Origin of the sequence: Massilia sp. UMI-21 (assembly GCA_015277795.1) — a bacterium.
In the GTDB taxonomy this organism is placed as follows: Bacteria; Pseudomonadota; Gammaproteobacteria; order Burkholderiales; family Burkholderiaceae_D; genus Telluria.
Window position 1 is genome coordinate 246,795 of record CP063848.1, and the last position, 14,829, is coordinate 261,623.

Consider the following 14,829-nt stretch of genomic DNA (forward strand, 5'->3'; position numbering starts at 1 on the left):
TCAGCATAGTGCCGCAGCCCGGGCTTGGCAACCGGCAGGCTGGAAGTCGACCGGCAGCCGCCCCAGGACGTCCAGCCGGTCCGGGCCCGGACGTGCGACCACGATCCCGCCCGGCGCGACGAGTTCGTTCACCAGGGAGCGAATGTTGACATCGTGCGTGACCAGCACCAGGTTGGTCTTGCTGCCTGCATTTCCAAAGACGCCGACGCGCGCCAGCACCGCGCGCCGCTTGGCGTCGGCGGCAGGCATGCTGTCCCTGAACATCGAATCGAGCATCGGCGCCAGTTCCACGCGGCCGAAGGCAAGGCGGGCGGTGTCGAGGCAGCGGCACCAGCGGCTCGACAGCACCGGCCCGAGCGGAATGCCGCGCCTGCGCAAGGACGCGCCGATCGCACGCGCATCCCGCTTGCCCTGTTCGGAGAGGTTGCGCTGGGTGCTGCACGCCGCGAGGCGAAAGCCGGGCGGGTCGCCGATGCCGGGATCGGTGGCGGCGTGGCGGATCAGCAGCACATGGCCGCCGTCCCGCAGGCGCTGCCACAGCGCGCGGTCGGCCGCCCACAAGGGCGCGCCGGCCAGCAAGGCGCCTGCTGCCAGAAAGCGTCGTCGTAACATGCGCGTCTCCTCGGATCGGCCTGCGGGCATTATCCGGCCGCGGGACATGGCCGGGCGCACGGCTGCGGATCGCGCTTGCATTGGTCTCGACCGGTCTCCAAGGACAAGACGCTTCCATGCGCCCGGCATGGACCGGGCGCAAGCATCTCGCTACACTGCGGTGATCACTCCTGGAGACAACATGCTTCGCACATTCGTCCCTGTCGCGCTGCTGGCGGCCAGCCTGGCCCTGCCATCCCTTGCCACAGCCGCCGACACCTGCGGCGAGTACGGCGCCGGGCTGGCGGTGATGAGCACGGCGGACCAGGCCCTGCGCAAGCGCATCGACTACCTCGACCCGGACAGCAAGGCGCAGCGCAGACTGGACAGCCATATCGCGCTGGTGGACCGGACCAATATCGAACGCCTGAAAGCCTGGATCGCACGCTGCGGCTGGCCATCGACCGCCATGCATGGCGCCCGGGCGGTCAAGAATGCCTGGCTGGTGGTCCAGCATGCGGACCGTGACCTGCTTTTCCAGAAGCAGGTGCTGGCCCTGATCGAGCAAGCCGCTGCCGCCGGCGGCGGCGGCCTTGATCAATCTTTTGCCTATCTGTACGACCGCATCGCGGTCATCGAAAAGCGACCGCAGCATTACGGGACGCAGCTATCGGCCCCGACAAATCATTACTGCGCCCTCGCGTTCGATCCCATGGACGAGCGCACGAAGGTCGAGGCGCGCCGCGCGCAGCTCGGAATGGCGCCGCTGGAGGCCTACAGGCGCATGGTGCTGGAGATGCAGCATTGTCCGGTTCCACCGCAGCATCCCTCGGATTATCACTATGCCCCGCCGGTCGAGCAGGGCAAGCAGGCAGCCGGGATCAAACGAAGGTAAAGGTCAGCGCTTCCGGCAGGCGCGATTTCGGCAGGCCGGCATTGAAGTCGGCCTCGGCGTGATAGCCGAAGCTGGCCAGCACCACGCTGGCCAGGCCTTGCTGGTGCAGGCCGAACTCCTCGTCCAGGATCTGCTGGTCGAAGCCTTCCATCGGCGTGGCGTCGATGCCGAGCGAGGCCGCGCCCAGCAGGGCGGTGCCGAGCGCCAGGTAGACCTGTTTTTCGAGCCACTGCGGCATGTCGCGCGTGGTGTAGCGGTGCGTGCGCACATAACCGCGCCGGCCGGCGTCCTGCCCTGCACGGGCGGCATCGTCGCGAAAGCGCCCGTCGCGCGCTTCCTGCGCCAGCAGGCGCTCCAGGTGGGCGTCGTCCATGTCGATGCGCGAGCAGAACACGATCACGTGCGAGGCGTCGAGGATTTTGGACGAGTTGTAGCCGTAGCCGCCCTGCGCCGCCTTGGCCACGCGCGCCTTGCCTTCCGGCGTGCCGGCGACGATGAAGTGCCAGGGCTGCGAATTCACCGACGAGGGGCTGTGGCGCAGCAGGCCGTACACCTGCTGCATCAGTTCTTCGGGAACGCGGCGTGCGCTGTCATAGGCCTTGGCGGTGTGGCGCTTGCGGGCTGCTGCGAGGATATCCATGCTGTTTGCTTCCTTGATTGTTGTGATTTAAAAACCTTCGAGCACGATCTTGCCAACCGCGCGGCCGCTCTCGACCAGGGCGTGCGCACGGCGCAGGTTCTCGGCCGAGATGCGGCCGAAGTGTTGGCCCAGCGTGGTGCGCAAGGTCCCGTCGTCGATCATGCCGGCGACGCGGTTCAGGAGCTGGTGCTGCTCCACCATGTCGGGCGTGGCGAACATCGAGCGCGTGAACATCAGTTCCCAGTGCAGCGAGATCGACTTGCGCTTGAGCGGCAGGGCGTCGAGCGTGGCCGGATCGTCGATCAGGGCGAACTGGCCCTGCGGCGCCAATATGTCGACGATGGCCTCGTAGTGCTGGTCGGTGTGCGTCAGGCTGATGACGATGTCCACTGCGGGAAGGCCGAGCGCCTCCAGCTGCGGACGCAGCGGCTGCGCATGGTCGACGACGTGGTGGGCGCCGAGTTCGCGCACCCAGTTGCGCGTTTCGTCGCGCGAGGCGGTGCCGATCACGGTCAAGCCGGTGAGCTTGCGCGCCAGCTGCAGCAGGATCGAACCGACCCCGCCGGCCGCGCCGATAATCAGCAGAGACTTGCCTTCGCCGCCGCCCTCGACCAGCCTGAGGCGATCGAACAGCAGCTCCCAGGCCGTGATCGCGGTCAGGGGCAGGGCGGCCGACTGGACGAAATCCAGGGTGGCCGGCTTGCGGCCGACGATGCGCTCGTCCACCGCCTGGAATTCGCTGTTCGAGCCGGGACGCACCAGCGAACCTGCGTAGAACACTTCATCGCCGGGCGCGAACAGGGTCACGCTGCCGCCGACCGCGCGCACGATGCCGCTCGCATCCCAGCCCAGCACGCGTGGTTCCGTCACGGGCGCGCCAAGGCGGATCTTGGTGTCCACCGGGTTGACCGAGACGGCGCGCACTTCCACCAGCAGGTCGTGCGGACCCGGTAATGGCATCGGCAACTCGGTCTCGTGCAGGGACTGGGGGTCGCCGATGGGCATGCCGTGCTGGGTATACACTACTGCTTTCATGTTGAATCTCCGGTAAGTGTGGCTTGCCGAGGATTCTAATGACCGCTCAAGCAAGGAAAAACCAGGCTGGAGCGATTTCACTTTCACAGCTAGAGAGAAAATGATCCGGATTGACGACCTGGCGCTGTTCGTTCGTTCCGCCGCCCTCGGCAGCTTTTCGCGGGCCGCGCGCGAGGTCAACCTGCTGCCCGGCCAGGCCAGCGCGGCCATCGGGCGCCTCGAGCGCGAGCTCGATATCCGCCTGTTCGCCCGTTCCACCCGCAGCCTGCGCCTGACCGAGGAAGGCAAGCGCTACCTGCCCTTTGCCCAGGATGCGCTGCAGGCCCTGCGCGATGGCTTCGAGGGCATCCGCGGCGATGTGAACTGCCTGACCGGCACCCTGCAGATCGCGGCGCCCTCGGACTTCGGACGCAACCTGCTGCTGCCATGGATCTCGGAATTCCGCCGAGCCCATCCAGGGCTCGATATCCAGCTGCTGGTATCGGACCAGGTGGCGGACGTGTTCCGAGATCCGGTCGACATCGCCCTGCGCTACGGGCAGATCGACGATGCCAGCTACGTCGCCCTGCCGGTCGCGCCCGGCAACCGCCGCGTGCTGGTGGCCTCGCCCGACTACATCGCCCGGCACGGACGGCCCGCCACGCTCGACGAGCTGGTGCACCACAACTGCCTGCAATACCGGCTGCGCGGCCGCGCCTACGACCGCTGGTCCTTCCCTGTGCCGGAAGGCGCGCGGCTGGTGCAGGTGGCGGGACGGCTGGTGAGCGACGATGCCGAGGTGGTGCGGCGCTGGGCACTGGCCGGCGAAGGCATCGCGTATAAATCCTGGCTTGACGTCAGCCAGGACGTGGCGCAGGGGCGCCTGGAAGTGCTGCTGCCGGAGATGCCGGGCGAGCCGACCCCGCTGCACCTGGTCTGCCCGCATCGCAGGCAGTTCTCGCCGGCGGTGAAGCTGCTGCATGCCCTGCTGGAGGAACGCTGCCGCCCGCTGGCGCGCCCGGCTTAATCTGACGCGTTCATGTCCGCCGCCAGGGTGGCCACCAGCTCTGCCGCCGGCATGGCGCGCGCCTGGGCAAAATTGACGCCGCCCCAGTTGACGGAATACTCCTGGCTGCCCTTGCCGGCCGCCGCCGCATGCAGGGCCTTGGCGGCGTCGTAGGCGATCGGATAGTCGGGCAGGGGCGGGTGCCCCGCCGCGCCGACCTCGGTGAACAGCCTGTTGACGATGCCGCGCGCCGGCCGTCCGGAGATGACGGGGCTCAGTACGGTCTGCAGGCTGCCGCCCCGGGCAATCAGCGCGCGGTGGTGCGGCGGGGCCATCGATTCGGGACAGGCGATGAAGGCGCTGCCCATCTGGACCGCGCTGGCGCCGTGCCGGAAGGCGCTGCGGATATGTCGACCGTCCATGATGCCGCCGGCCGCGACCAGCGGCAACGCGAGGTTTGCGCGCAGCTGCTCCAGCAGGTCGAAGGTGGGCAGCGCAGGGTCGGGGCTGGATGGGTCGAAGATGCCGCGGTGCCCGCCCGCCTCGATGCCCTGGGCAACGATCACGTCGATGCCGGCCGCCTCGATGCGCAGTGCTTCGTCGAGCGAGGTGGCGGTGGCGAACAGGGTGATGCCGGCCGCTTTCAGCGCATCGATCCAGGCCTGCGGCGGCAGGCCGAAATGGAAGCTGACCACGGCCGGGCGCGCCTCCAGCAACAGCGCGAACATGGCCTCGTCGTCCAGGAAGCTGCGGTAGATCTCGCTGAGTGCGGCGGGCGGTTCGGCGCCGAAGCGTGCGAAGTGCGGCCGCAGCCAATCGAGCCAGGCGGCTTCGCGCGCCGGATCGGACTGGGCGGGCGCATGGGCGAACACGTTGACGTTGAATGGGCGGCTGGTCTGGTCGCGCACCGCTGCGATGGCGGCGCGCGCCTGCGGCACGCTCGAGGTGCCGATGGCGATCGAGCCCAGCCCGCCGGTTTCCGAGACGGCCGCGGCCAGCGCCGGGGTCGAGATGCCCGCCATCGGGGCCTGGATGATGGGGTGGCGGATGTCCAGTGTCGACAACAGGTCGTAGGGCATGGTGCAGCTCCGGCAAGTGAAGGGGCGGGCACCAGTATAGCCAGCGCTGCCTGCTCGTGCTCCCGTCGCGGGCATCCAGGCTGGGTGATCTCAGGAGACCCGCACCAGTTTCAGCCCGGCGCGATTGGTGCGCGCGGCCGTGCGTGCCGGCGCCACCGGCCACCATTGGGCCACGCCCCACAGCACTTCCATTCCCACGAACAGCCACAGCAAGGGCAGCCCGCCCTGCGCCAGCGCCCACAGCATCCAGGTCGCGAACAGGAAGCGTCCGGCGCCGTCGTAGCGCCCGAGCGCCAGGCTCGGTTCCAGCAGGCGCCGCACGGACCACAGCAGGACCAGGCTGCCCATCAGGCAGGTGATCAGGATGTGGATCTGGGCAAAGGACGCGAGCGCCGGGCCGCCCATCCAGAGATTGAGCCTGGTGAGCTGCGGGTACAGCAGCGCGAAGGTCCAGGGGGTGGCGAAGGGCGCCACGATGAGGATGTCGCACAGGGCGCTGGCGCGCGTGATGCGCAGATAGGTGGGGAGTGTGACGGTTGGCATGGCGGGCTCCTGCGGCTTGGATGATGCATCCACGATGCTGGCACGGCTTGCCGTCGGGCTCCTTGCGATTGGACGAAAAAAGGGCTGGATGCCTGCGCATCCAGCCCAACGGGAGACGATGAAACGCGGTTCGGCCCGGGGCCTCAGGTGCCGATCCTGCCGCCGTCATTCCTGGTGATGACGATGGTCGCCGAGCGCGGACGCTTGCCGGCGCCGTAGCCGGCGTTGCTCGGCCACTGGCTGGTGTACTTGGCCGGGTCGCCGAGGTTGGCGGACGCGGTGTTCTCGCCCGGGTGCTGGATATTCACGAACAGGGCCTTGCCGTCCGGTGTCTCGGCGATGCCGGTGATCTCGCTGCCCACCGGGCCGACCAGGAAGCGCTTGAGCGTGTCGGCGGTGGCGGCCTTGCCGACGTAGGTGTCCACGTTCAGGGTGCTGCCGTCGGCGCGCGGGTAGCTCAGGGTGACTTTCTTGCCGTCGCCCACCTGGCCCGGCACGCCGGCCAGCATCATGCAGTTGGTGACGTCGGTGTAGGCGCCGTCATCGGTCTGGATCCAGCAGATGCCGGTGGCGGTGCTGAAAGCCAGGCCGTCCGGGCTGGAGAAGTCCTGGTCCGCGTCCAGGCCGGACAGGTTGACCTTGGCGGCGTCGGCGCCAGCTTCGGCGCCGAACAGGTAGACGTCCCAGCTGAAGCCGGTGGCGGCCGAACCCGCAGCGCCTTCCTTGACGCGCACGATGTGGCCGTTCACGTTGCCCTGCTGGGCACTGGTTCCCTTCATGTCGGTGTACGAACGCGGGTTGGCGGCGTCCGGTGCGCTCTGGCTGGCGCCGCTCGGCTCGGCGCGGCGGTTGCTGTTGTTGGTCAGCGAAAAATAGACCTCGCCGGTGGTCGGGTGCACCGAGCACCATTCCGGGCGGTCCATCCGGGTGGCGCCGACCGCGTCGGCGGCCAGGCGCGCGTTGACCAGCACGTCGGCCTGGTCGGCGAACTGGTAGTCGGCGTAGGCGGCGATCAGCGGGTTGGCGATCGACAGTTCGATCCACTGGCCGCTGCCGTCGGCGGCGAATCTGGCGACGTACAGCTTGCCGCTGTCGAGGTATTTGTCGCCGGTGGCGATGCGGTCGGCCGGGGTCGCGTCGGCGGCGGCCCAGAGGGCATTCGACACGAATTTATAAATGTATTCGTTGCGCGAGTCGTCGCCCATGTACACGGCCAGCGGCTGGCCGGCCACCACCTTGCCGAAGGCGGCGCTCTCGTGGGCGTAGCGGCCCAGCGCGGTGCGCTTCTTGATGGCCCTGGTCTTGTCGTAGGCGTCCATCTCGACGATGTAGCCCATACCGTTCATTTCGTTGCGGTAGTCGTCGCTGCCGTCGCGCGAGGCACCCTTCTTGCTGATGTCCCAGCGTGCGTACTTGTCCTCGGCGCCGCCGGTTTCCCAGCCGTGGCGCGATGCCGCGCCCTGGTTGCGGCCGTAGCGCTTGAGCGAGGCCACGCTCTTGTCGCCACGCGCGGCATCGTCGAGGGCGGCGCGGGTGAAATAGCCCGACCAGTTCTCTTCGCCCGACAGGTAGGTGTTCCACGGGGTCTTGCCGGTGCCGCAGTTGTTCAGGGTGCCGCGGATTTTGGTGCCGCCCGGCGAATACCTGGTGACCACCAGGGCATTGCCGCGCACCGGTCCCGAGAGCTCGACCTCGGTCTGCTGGTGGACGCGGCGGTTGAAGCCCGACTCCTTCTGGTAGGCCCACTTGCCGCCGTTCAGGCGCACCTCGACCACCGACAGGCCGTGCAGCGCCATTTCCTTGTCCACCTCAAGGGCCGGACGCGGCAGGCTCATGGTGCCGCCGTTGGCGTGCACGAAGAACGAAGACAGCTTCTCGTCGGTGGTGGCTTCGTGGTTCATCGCCAGCAGTCCGCGGTCGTTGGCCGAGGTGGAAGCGGCGCCGCTGCCGGAGAGCGGGAAGAATTCCATGCCGTCATGGTGGTCGCCGGCGCGGTTTTCCATGTCGCCGTCGGTACCGTCGTTCTTGTACGCGGCGGTCGTGGCGCCGAGCGGGTCGCCCAGTGCGTACAGGACCGACGCCGTATAGCCGGCCGGGACGACAACGGTATCGGCCAGGCTCTTGGATACGGCCGTGAAGCCGAGCAGCTTGTCCGACGGCGGCGTGCCGCCGGCCGGCGGGGTCGGGGCGACCGGCGCAGTGACGGTGTCGTCGCTGGAGCCGCCGCAACCGCTCAGGCCGATGGCGCCCAGCAGGGCGGAAGCGGCGGTCGCGGCGCCGCCGCGCAGCAGGCTGCGACGGCTCAGGCGGGCTTCGAGGACGGTATTGAAATGTTCGTTCGACGAAACGTTCGTATCGATGTCGTCATGGTCGACAGGGATGCGGGCGAGGTCGGTCGGCTTGTTCACGAGTAATCCTGTTGGTAGTGAGGAGGAGTTCGTGCATGGTAGGCAGGCAACATGACTGCCTCGTGACCATTCGATAACAGTTTGGTGACATTCGCGGGCACGAACGAACCCGGCGACGGTTGGTCATGCATATCGATATACTGCTTTTACTCAACAAGGATTTCAGTATGCAGGACAGCAGCAGCACCGTGCGGGCGCTCGACCCGGCCACGCTAGGCCACCAACTCTTTGAAGCCAGTCCCGACTGCGTGAAAGTGCTCGACGCAAACGGTTGCATCGTGACGATGAACGGCAACGGATTGCGTGCCCTCGAGCTCGACGGTATCGAGGCCGTGCGCGGTCGGCCCTGGGCCGATTTGTGGCCGGAGGAAGCCCAGGCCCAGGTCGCGGATGCGATGGCTGCGGCGCGTGCCAGCGGCGTCGGCCGCCTGCGCGGGCCCTGCCCGACCGCGGGCGGCACGCCCAGGTGGTGGGATGTCACCATCAGCCGCGTGGGCGCGAACGGCCTGCTGACGACTTCGCGCGACATCACCGAGCAAGTCACAGCCGAGCTCGAACGCGAGCGCCTGATGCGCGAACTGCGTACCGCCAACCAGCTGATGCAAGACGTGTTCCGCCAGGCGCCGGCCTTCATGTGCGTGTTCACCGGCCCCGAGCACGTGTTTGAACTGGTCAACGAGCGCTACCTGCAGCTGGTCGGCGGTCGCAGTTCCATCGGCCTGCCCTTGCGGGTGGCGCTGCCGGAAATCGCCGGGCAGGGCTTCATCGAGCTGCTGGACCGGGTGTACCGCAGCGGCGAGCCGGTGTTCGGCGCCGACGTGGCGGTGATGCTGCAGCGCCAGCCTGGCGCCGCGCTGGAGCGGCGTTTCGTCGACCAGGTGTACATGCCGCTGCGCGACCCCGACGGCCGGGTGACCGGGATCCTGGTGCACGGCATCGACGTCACCGACCGCAAGCTGGCCGAGATCGAGTTGTACGAGAGCCGCGAACGCTTCCAGAAGATCGTCAGCCAGGCCGCGACCGGCGTGGTCCAGATGGACACCGAGGGCCGCATCACCCTGGTCAACCAGAAGTACTGCGAGATGGTGCAGCGCACGGAGGCGGAGCTGCTCGGCACCAGTGTGCTCGACTTCACAGCGCCGGACTCGGTCCCGGTAACGGTGGATGCGGTGCGCCTGCTGGCGGCGGGCGAAGCCAGCGTCATCGTCGACAAGGAATACCTGCGCCGCGACGGCACCCGCATGCCGGCCACCAGCAGCGTCAACGCCTTGCGCGGTCCGGAGGGCGAGTTCCAGGGCCTGGTGGCGATCGTGGTCGACACCACCGAGAGCAGGCGCGCCGCCGAGAAGCTGCGCGCCAGCGAGGAGCGCTATCGCACCCTGTTCGAGTCGGTCGACCAGGGCTTCTGCATCTTCGAGATGCTGTTCGACGAGCAGGACCGGCCGGTGGACTACCGCTTCCTGGAAATGAACAAGATGTTCGAGACCCATACCGGCCTGCGCGACGCGGTGGGCAAGACGGCGAGGGAGCTGATCCCAAATCTCGACGGCTTCTGGTTCGAGACCTATGGCCGGGTCGCCCGCACCGGCGAACCGGTGCACTTCGAGAACGAGGCCCCGGCCCTGGGGCGCTGGTTCGATGTCTATGCCACCCGGATCGGCGGGCCGGGCAGCCATCGGGTAGCGCTGCTGTTCAGCGACATCACGGCGCGCAAGCAGTCCGAGGAAACCCTGGTGAAGCTGGCCAAGGACCTGGCCGAAACCGACCAGCGCAAGACCGAATTCCTGGCCACCCTGGCGCACGAGTTGCGCAATCCGCTGGCCCCGATCCGCAGCGGCCTGTCGGTCATGCGCCTGAAGGGCGACAACGCGGCCTCGGTGGGACGGGTGCGCGAGATGATGGAGCGCCAGGTCAGCCACATGGTGCGCCTGATCGACGACCTGCTCGACGTGGCCCGCGTCAGCGGCGGCAAGCTGGAACTCAGGAAGGAGCGCGCCGACCTGCGCCCCGTGCTGTCGAGCGCGGTCGAGACCAGCCTGCCGCTGATCGAGACCGGGCGGCACGCGCTGTCGGTGAACGTGCCGGAGCGCGAGGTGCCGGCCGAGGTCGACGTCACCCGCATCGCCCAGGTGGTGGCCAACCTGCTCAACAACGCGGCCAAGTACACCCCGCCTGGCGGGCGCATCGGCCTGTCGTTGCGCGTGGACGGGCAGGAGGCGGTGATCGTGGTCTCGGATAACGGCGTCGGCATTCCCGAGGAAGCGCTGTTGTCGGTATTCGAGATGTTCAGCCAGGTCAGGCACCACCTGGACCACGCGCAGGGCGGGCTGGGGATCGGCCTGTCGCTGGTACGGCGGCTGGTGGAGATGCATGGCGGGACGGTGGTGGCCGACAGCGGGGCAGCGCAGCAGGGCAGCGTCTTCACCGTGCGCCTGCCGCTGGCCGGCGCACAGCCGGACACGCCGCCGCACGCGCCTGAGGACAGTCCGGACCGTCCCGTGGAAGGGATGCGGATCCTGGTGGTGGACGACAACGTCGATGCGGCCACCACGCTGTCGATGATCCTGGAGGCCTGCGGCTACGCCACCAGGGTCGCACACAGCGGCGCGGAGGCGCTGGCAGCCGTGCAGGCCTTCCGGCCGCAGGTGGCCTTCCTCGACATCGGCATGCCCGGCATGGACGGCTACGACACCGCCCGCGCGATACGGCGGACGGCGGGGCTGGGCGACATGAGCCTGGTGGCGCTGACCGGCTGGGGCGCGGAAAGCGACCGCCGCAAGTCGAGCGAGGCCGGCTTCAACCACCATCTCACCAAGCCGGTGCAACTGGACGTGGTGCAGGATCTGCTGGCGAAACTCAGCGCCTGAGTCTTCAGGCCTGGCGCTGGCCCAGTGCAATGCAGGCCGCCCCGGCCAGGGCCAGCGCCACCCCGGCGAAGTCGCTCCACACCGGCTTGACGCCGTCCACCAGCCACAGCCAGGCCAGCGCGGTGGCAATATAGACCGCACCGTAGCTGGCGTAGACCCGCCCGCTGGCCGCGGGGTGCAGGCTCAGGAGCCAAACGAAGGCGACCAGGCTGAGGGCCGCCGGCAGCAGCAGCCAGGCGGAACCCTTACCGGTCAGCCATAGCAGCGGCAGGTAGCAGCCAAGCAGCTCGGCGATGGCGGTGATGAAGAACAGGCCGGCCATGCGGCCAAGAGACAAGGGATCGAAAGACAAGGGATCAAGGGACATCGCGGAGCGTGGCTGTGGAAAGATCCTATCTTATCCCCAGGTAATCATCCGTGTCTGCGCCACCGATTCGCGATCCGGCGTATTCTCCTGGTGAGAGCACTTTTTCGGCGGTGGACACCTTGAGCGAGCAGACACTTTCGGCAATCAAGCTCGGCGCACAGCAGCTGGCGGACGTGGTCACCCTGCCCGCGAAGCAACGCTATGCGCGCTTCGTCCAGCAGGTGGTGGAAACCAATGAGGTATGGGGCTTGTACCGCGACGGCTGGGCGCTGGCCAAGACCGACGACGGCAGCCTGGTCTTCGCCATGTGGCCGGCCAGCGAATTCGCCGACCTGTGCGCCGAATACGAATGGGACGGCTACGAGCCGCAAGCCTTCACGCTCGAAGACCTGATGCGCGACCTGCTGCCCCAGCTCGAAGAAGACAGCGTCTTGCCGGGTATTTTCTACACGCCCGGCGACCGCGGACTGACGCCCACCGCCGCCACCTTGCGGATCGACCTGGAACGCGAACTGAACCGGCGCTAGATAGTCAGCTCGTAGCGCACGTCGCGCCGGTCCTCGGTCTGCAAGCCCTCGACCAGGTAGGCGTCCCAGCCCAGCCGCCCTTCATCACCCGCCAGCCGCACGTTGCGCACGTCGACGGCCAGCAGCACCAGCTCCACCTCGTACTCGAGCGACAGGCCGGTGAACATCGTCAGCATGCTGCGCAGGGCCCGTGCCGCCAGCCCGCCCGGCAGGAAGTCGTTGAAGCCGGCCCGGTCGAGCGGCCCCACCACCAGCCGCAAGCGCAGGTCGCGCTGCCAGACGCGTGCGCCGGCGATGGCGCTTGCGCCGAGCACCGCCTTGTCGCTGCCCAGGATGGTCTGCTGCTCCGGCGGCACGGCGTACCAGCAGCCGACGAACTGCTCGGCCACGATCGGCTGGCCGAAGTATTCCGACAGTACCCGCGCCAGCTGCACGCTCGACGCGGGCCGCTGGCGCACCGACGAGGCGAAATAGGCGATCGACTCGTCCAGCACCGCGCCATCCGCGCAATCGGCCAGGCGCCGTCGCAGCGCGCCGTTGCCCAGTCCGGCCAGGCTCAGGAGCAGGGGCAGGAAGGCGTCGTGGCCGTCCAGTTGGTATTGCAGCGCCAGCCGGTACTTGCGCCAGGCGGCATAGAACAGCGCCAGCGAGCGGTTCGAAAAGGTGTCCAGAAAAGCACGGGCGCCTTCCGCTTCAGGTTCTCCCTTTTCCTGGGCCTGGTGCTCGGCGATGCGCTCCGTATAGTGCAGGGGCAGCACGCCGTGCCCCCCCAGCAGGCCCATGAAGGAAGGTGTCAGGCGCACGTACTTGAGTGCCCCCTCCTGCAGCGCCGCCGCGAGCGCCGCCGGCGCCGTGTCGAGCGCGCGCGGATCGGCGTGGATGGCTTCCAGCTGGCTGGGCGGAAAGCCGAGCGATACCGAGTTCTGGAAGCGCAGGAACTGCGCCACCAGGTCGCGCGAAGGCTTGCCGCGGCGGCGCAGCCACAGTTCGAGCATGCGCACCGCCTGCATGCATTCGAAGCGGTAGGGCTCGCGGAACAGGCGTTCGATTACAGCAGGCTCAAATCGCCGCTGCGTGGCTGGCATGTCAATATTTCTTCTCCGGTTTTGCTCGATACGATCACCAACTGGGTGAAGCTGTTGGCATGCACGTACAGGGCCAGGAAACGCTCCACGATCTGGGCAAAGGCGTGGATGCCGCTGCCGACGAACGCTTCCTCGTCGATCGTCAGGCGCACTTCGACCCCGCGCACCAGGCAATTGAAGGGATTCCCGGACAGCCAGGCGGTGGTGGGGCGCTGGACGATCGCCTTGATGCCGCCGATCTGGCGCTGCGAGGACGGTGAGCGCGGCAGGTCGTACAGGGTCAGCATCTCGCGAAAGGCATCGACGCCGCCGTCGGCCAGCGACAGGTGGTTGAGGGCCAGGTGCGAGATCAGGCGCCAGTGGGCGCCGCGGCCGCTGGCGAAGCGGTAGGAAGCCGTGGGCTTGCGCAGGAAGGCGATGGTGCGCGTGTTCGAACCGCCTTCCAGGAACAGGTCGCCGCCCTGCTGCCCGTAGCTCAGCGAAGCGGGCAGGTCGCGGTTGGTGCAGGTCAGCTCGATGTTCAGGGTGTCGGTTTCGACCTCGGCCGGGTCGAAGTCGATGTCGACGATCGATACCTGGGTCTCGAAGCCGGGACTCTTGTCGGCCAGCGATTCGTCGCGCCGCACGGCATAGTAGTGCCCGGCATGTTCCGGCGTCTGGGCGTGCTTCAGCGCGTAGAAGGGGCGGAACTGCACCAGCGTTTCGCCTTGCGGGGTCTGGCGGACCAGGCTCAGCGACTCGATCGCCACCACCTCGTAGGCGAAGGCGCGGCGTGCGTCGGCCAGCACCGGATAGCTGGCGCTGGTGTGGGTCACGCGGATCGGCTCGCCGCGCTGGCCGAACAGGTTGATCACCGGCGTGCAGCCCAGCACCACGTTGTTGGTCGACAGCGTGCCGAGCATGCGCGCGAGGTTCGAATCCGAGCGCAGGCCGCGCAAGCCCAGGTGCAGGCTCAGTGTGCGCGCGCCGGGGGGCGCGTGCGCCGCCAGCGCCTGCAGATCGATGTCGATGAAGTTGAACTTCTCGGGGAAGCAGAAGTATTCGGTCAGCAGGCGGTAGGCGGCGTGCGAACGCGCCGGGAAGTCGATCAGCGATTCCTCTTCGTCGAACCCGGCGGGCTGCACCGGAACGGTCGGCAGTTCGGTCCAGCGGCCGCTGTCGTCGGCTTCGACCCAGGCCGCCACGCTGCGCATGAACAGGGCGTCGCGCAGGGCGGCGCAGAACGAGGGTTCGCCGTCGATGAAGACGCGCAGCCTGGGCAGCGCGAGCTGAGCGATCCCACCCTGCTCGGCGGTACAGCAGATACGCAAGCTGATGCTGGACGAGACGGTGCCCGGCAGGCGCACCGCGTCGGGAGCGTCGATGATGGCCGAGAAGGCGGCCCGGGTCAGCACCAGCGGCGCCACCGTCACCGGGTACACGGTGCGGAAGGTGCAGGGACCGCCGCGCACCGGACGGGTGGTGAGCTGGGTGCCACGCGCGATCACGCTGGTCCCGGCCTGGTTGGCGGCGTCGCCGCAGTCCATGCGCGCGATCGAGCACGAGGGAAAGGGTCGCAGGTAGTGCGGATACAGCACCTCGAACAGCGCCTCGGTGAACTCGGGATAGTCGTCGTCGAGGCGCTTGGCAATGCGCGCGTTGAGCAGGGCGAAGGATTCGATCATGCGTTCGGTATGCGGGTCTTCGCACACCTCGCCGCTGATCAGGAGCCGCCCGGCGATGCGCGGATAGCGCTCGGCGAATTCGCGCAGGTCGCGCCGCAGGTAACCGAGCTCGCTTTCGTAATACGGCAGCATCTGTTCCATGC

13 protein-coding genes are annotated in these 14,829 nt (G+C 68.0%); 4 read left to right on the forward strand and 9 right to left on the reverse strand.

What is annotated here, in order from left to right; translation table 11 throughout:
• Complete coding sequence (locus IM543_01085) at window positions 1-612, reverse strand: histidine phosphatase family protein (GenBank protein QOY94552.1); 612 nt, start codon at window positions 610-612, stop codon at window positions 1-3.
• Window positions 613-793: 181 nt separating this feature from the next.
• Here IM543_01085 and IM543_01090 point away from each other — a divergent pair, with 181 nt between their 5' ends.
• Window positions 794-1,486: a hypothetical protein gene (locus IM543_01090; protein QOY94553.1), complete on the forward strand. Its 693-nt coding sequence runs from the start codon at window positions 794-796 to the stop codon at window positions 1,484-1,486.
• Here IM543_01090 and nfsB read toward each other — a convergent pair.
• Entirely contained in the window at window positions 1,473-2,126 is a 654-nt protein-coding gene (gene nfsB, locus IM543_01095) for an oxygen-insensitive NAD(P)H nitroreductase (protein QOY94554.1), read from the reverse strand. The genes IM543_01090 and nfsB overlap by 14 nt on opposite strands.
• 27 nt (window positions 2,127-2,153) lie before the next feature.
• Entirely contained in the window at window positions 2,154-3,161 is a 1,008-nt protein-coding gene (locus IM543_01100; GenBank protein QOY94555.1) for a zinc-binding alcohol dehydrogenase family protein, read from the reverse strand.
• Between the two features lie 100 nt (window positions 3,162-3,261).
• On the opposite strand from IM543_01100, the gene IM543_01105 reads away from it, so the two are divergent.
• On the forward strand, window positions 3,262-4,167 hold the full coding sequence (locus IM543_01105) for a LysR family transcriptional regulator (protein QOY94556.1): 906 nt from the start codon (window positions 3,262-3,264) through the stop codon (window positions 4,165-4,167).
• Here IM543_01105 and IM543_01110 read toward each other — a convergent pair.
• The 3 genes from IM543_01110 to IM543_01120 all read right to left on the reverse strand — a co-directional run bounded on the left by IM543_01110 (window position 4,164) and on the right by IM543_01120 (window position 8,176).
• Window positions 4,164-5,225, reverse strand: a complete 1,062-nt coding sequence (locus IM543_01110) for a nitronate monooxygenase (GenBank protein QOY94557.1) — start codon at window positions 5,223-5,225, stop codon at window positions 4,164-4,166. The genes IM543_01105 and IM543_01110 overlap by 4 nt on opposite strands.
• A gap of 90 nt (window positions 5,226-5,315) precedes the next feature.
• Window positions 5,316-5,768 carry a hypothetical protein gene (locus IM543_01115; protein QOY94558.1) on the reverse strand — a complete coding sequence of 151 codons (453 nt, stop codon included), beginning with the start codon at window positions 5,766-5,768 and terminating at the stop codon, window positions 5,316-5,318.
• A gap of 143 nt (window positions 5,769-5,911) precedes the next feature.
• Window positions 5,912-8,176, reverse strand: a complete 2,265-nt coding sequence (locus tag IM543_01120; protein ID QOY94559.1) for a PhoX family phosphatase — start codon at window positions 8,174-8,176, stop codon at window positions 5,912-5,914.
• A 167-nt stretch (window positions 8,177-8,343) separates the two neighbouring features.
• Between IM543_01120 and IM543_01125 the strand changes: the two genes are divergently transcribed.
• Window positions 8,344-11,043 carry a PAS domain-containing protein gene (locus tag IM543_01125; protein ID QOY94560.1) on the forward strand — a complete coding sequence of 900 codons (2,700 nt, stop codon included), beginning with the start codon at window positions 8,344-8,346 and terminating at the stop codon, window positions 11,041-11,043.
• 4 nt (window positions 11,044-11,047) lie between these two features.
• Here IM543_01125 and IM543_01130 read toward each other — a convergent pair whose 3' ends face one another.
• Window positions 11,048-11,365: a YnfA family protein gene (locus tag IM543_01130; GenBank protein QOY96459.1), complete on the reverse strand. Its 318-nt coding sequence runs from the start codon at window positions 11,363-11,365 to the stop codon at window positions 11,048-11,050.
• A gap of 188 nt (window positions 11,366-11,553) precedes the next feature.
• Here IM543_01130 and IM543_01135 point away from each other — a divergent pair, with 188 nt between their 5' ends.
• A complete protein-coding gene (locus tag IM543_01135) occupies window positions 11,554-11,937 on the forward strand; it encodes a DUF2750 domain-containing protein (GenBank protein QOY96460.1) in 384 nt (127 codons plus the stop codon).
• On the opposite strand, the gene tssG is transcribed toward IM543_01135, so the two are convergent.
• Together tssG and tssF are read right to left on the reverse strand one after the other, a co-directional pair.
• Window positions 11,934-13,022: a type VI secretion system baseplate subunit TssG gene (tssG, locus tag IM543_01140; protein QOY94561.1), complete on the reverse strand. Its 1,089-nt coding sequence runs from the start codon at window positions 13,020-13,022 to the stop codon at window positions 11,934-11,936. The two genes, IM543_01135 and tssG, sit on opposite strands and share 4 nt — an antisense overlap.
• A complete protein-coding gene (gene tssF, locus IM543_01145) occupies window positions 12,986-14,827 on the reverse strand; it encodes a type VI secretion system baseplate subunit TssF (GenBank protein ID QOY94562.1) in 1,842 nt (613 codons plus the stop codon). Before tssF ends, tssG begins: the two co-directional genes overlap by 37 nt.
• Window positions 14,828-14,829: the final 2 nt, after the last annotated feature.

Bases quoted from the DNA above. Each gene is read 5' to 3' on its own strand.
- IM543_01085 (QOY94552.1), bottom strand. From the start codon at position 612: ATGTTACGACGACGCTTTCTGGCAGCAGGCGCCTTGCTGGCCGGCGCG.
- IM543_01090 (QOY94553.1), top strand. From the start codon at position 794: ATGCTTCGCACATTCGTCCCTGTCGCGCTGCTGGCGGCCAGCCTGGCC.
- nfsB (QOY94554.1), bottom strand. From the start codon at position 2,126: ATGGATATCCTCGCAGCAGCCCGCAAGCGCCACACCGCCAAGGCCTAT.
- IM543_01100 (QOY94555.1), bottom strand. From the start codon at position 3,161: ATGAAAGCAGTAGTGTATACCCAGCACGGCATGCCCATCGGCGACCCC.
- IM543_01105 (QOY94556.1), top strand. From the start codon at position 3,262: ATGATCCGGATTGACGACCTGGCGCTGTTCGTTCGTTCCGCCGCCCTC.
- IM543_01110 (QOY94557.1), bottom strand. From the start codon at position 5,225: ATGCCCTACGACCTGTTGTCGACACTGGACATCCGCCACCCCATCATC.
- IM543_01115 (QOY94558.1), bottom strand. From the start codon at position 5,768: ATGCCAACCGTCACACTCCCCACCTATCTGCGCATCACGCGCGCCAGC.
- IM543_01125 (QOY94560.1), top strand. From the start codon at position 8,344: ATGCAGGACAGCAGCAGCACCGTGCGGGCGCTCGACCCGGCCACGCTA.
- IM543_01130 (QOY96459.1), bottom strand. From the start codon at position 11,365: ATGGCCGGCCTGTTCTTCATCACCGCCATCGCCGAGCTGCTTGGCTGC.
- tssG (QOY94561.1), bottom strand. From the start codon at position 13,022: ATGCCAGCCACGCAGCGGCGATTTGAGCCTGCTGTAATCGAACGCCTG.
- tssF (QOY94562.1), bottom strand. From the start codon at position 14,827: ATGGAACAGATGCTGCCGTATTACGAAAGCGAGCTCGGTTACCTGCGG.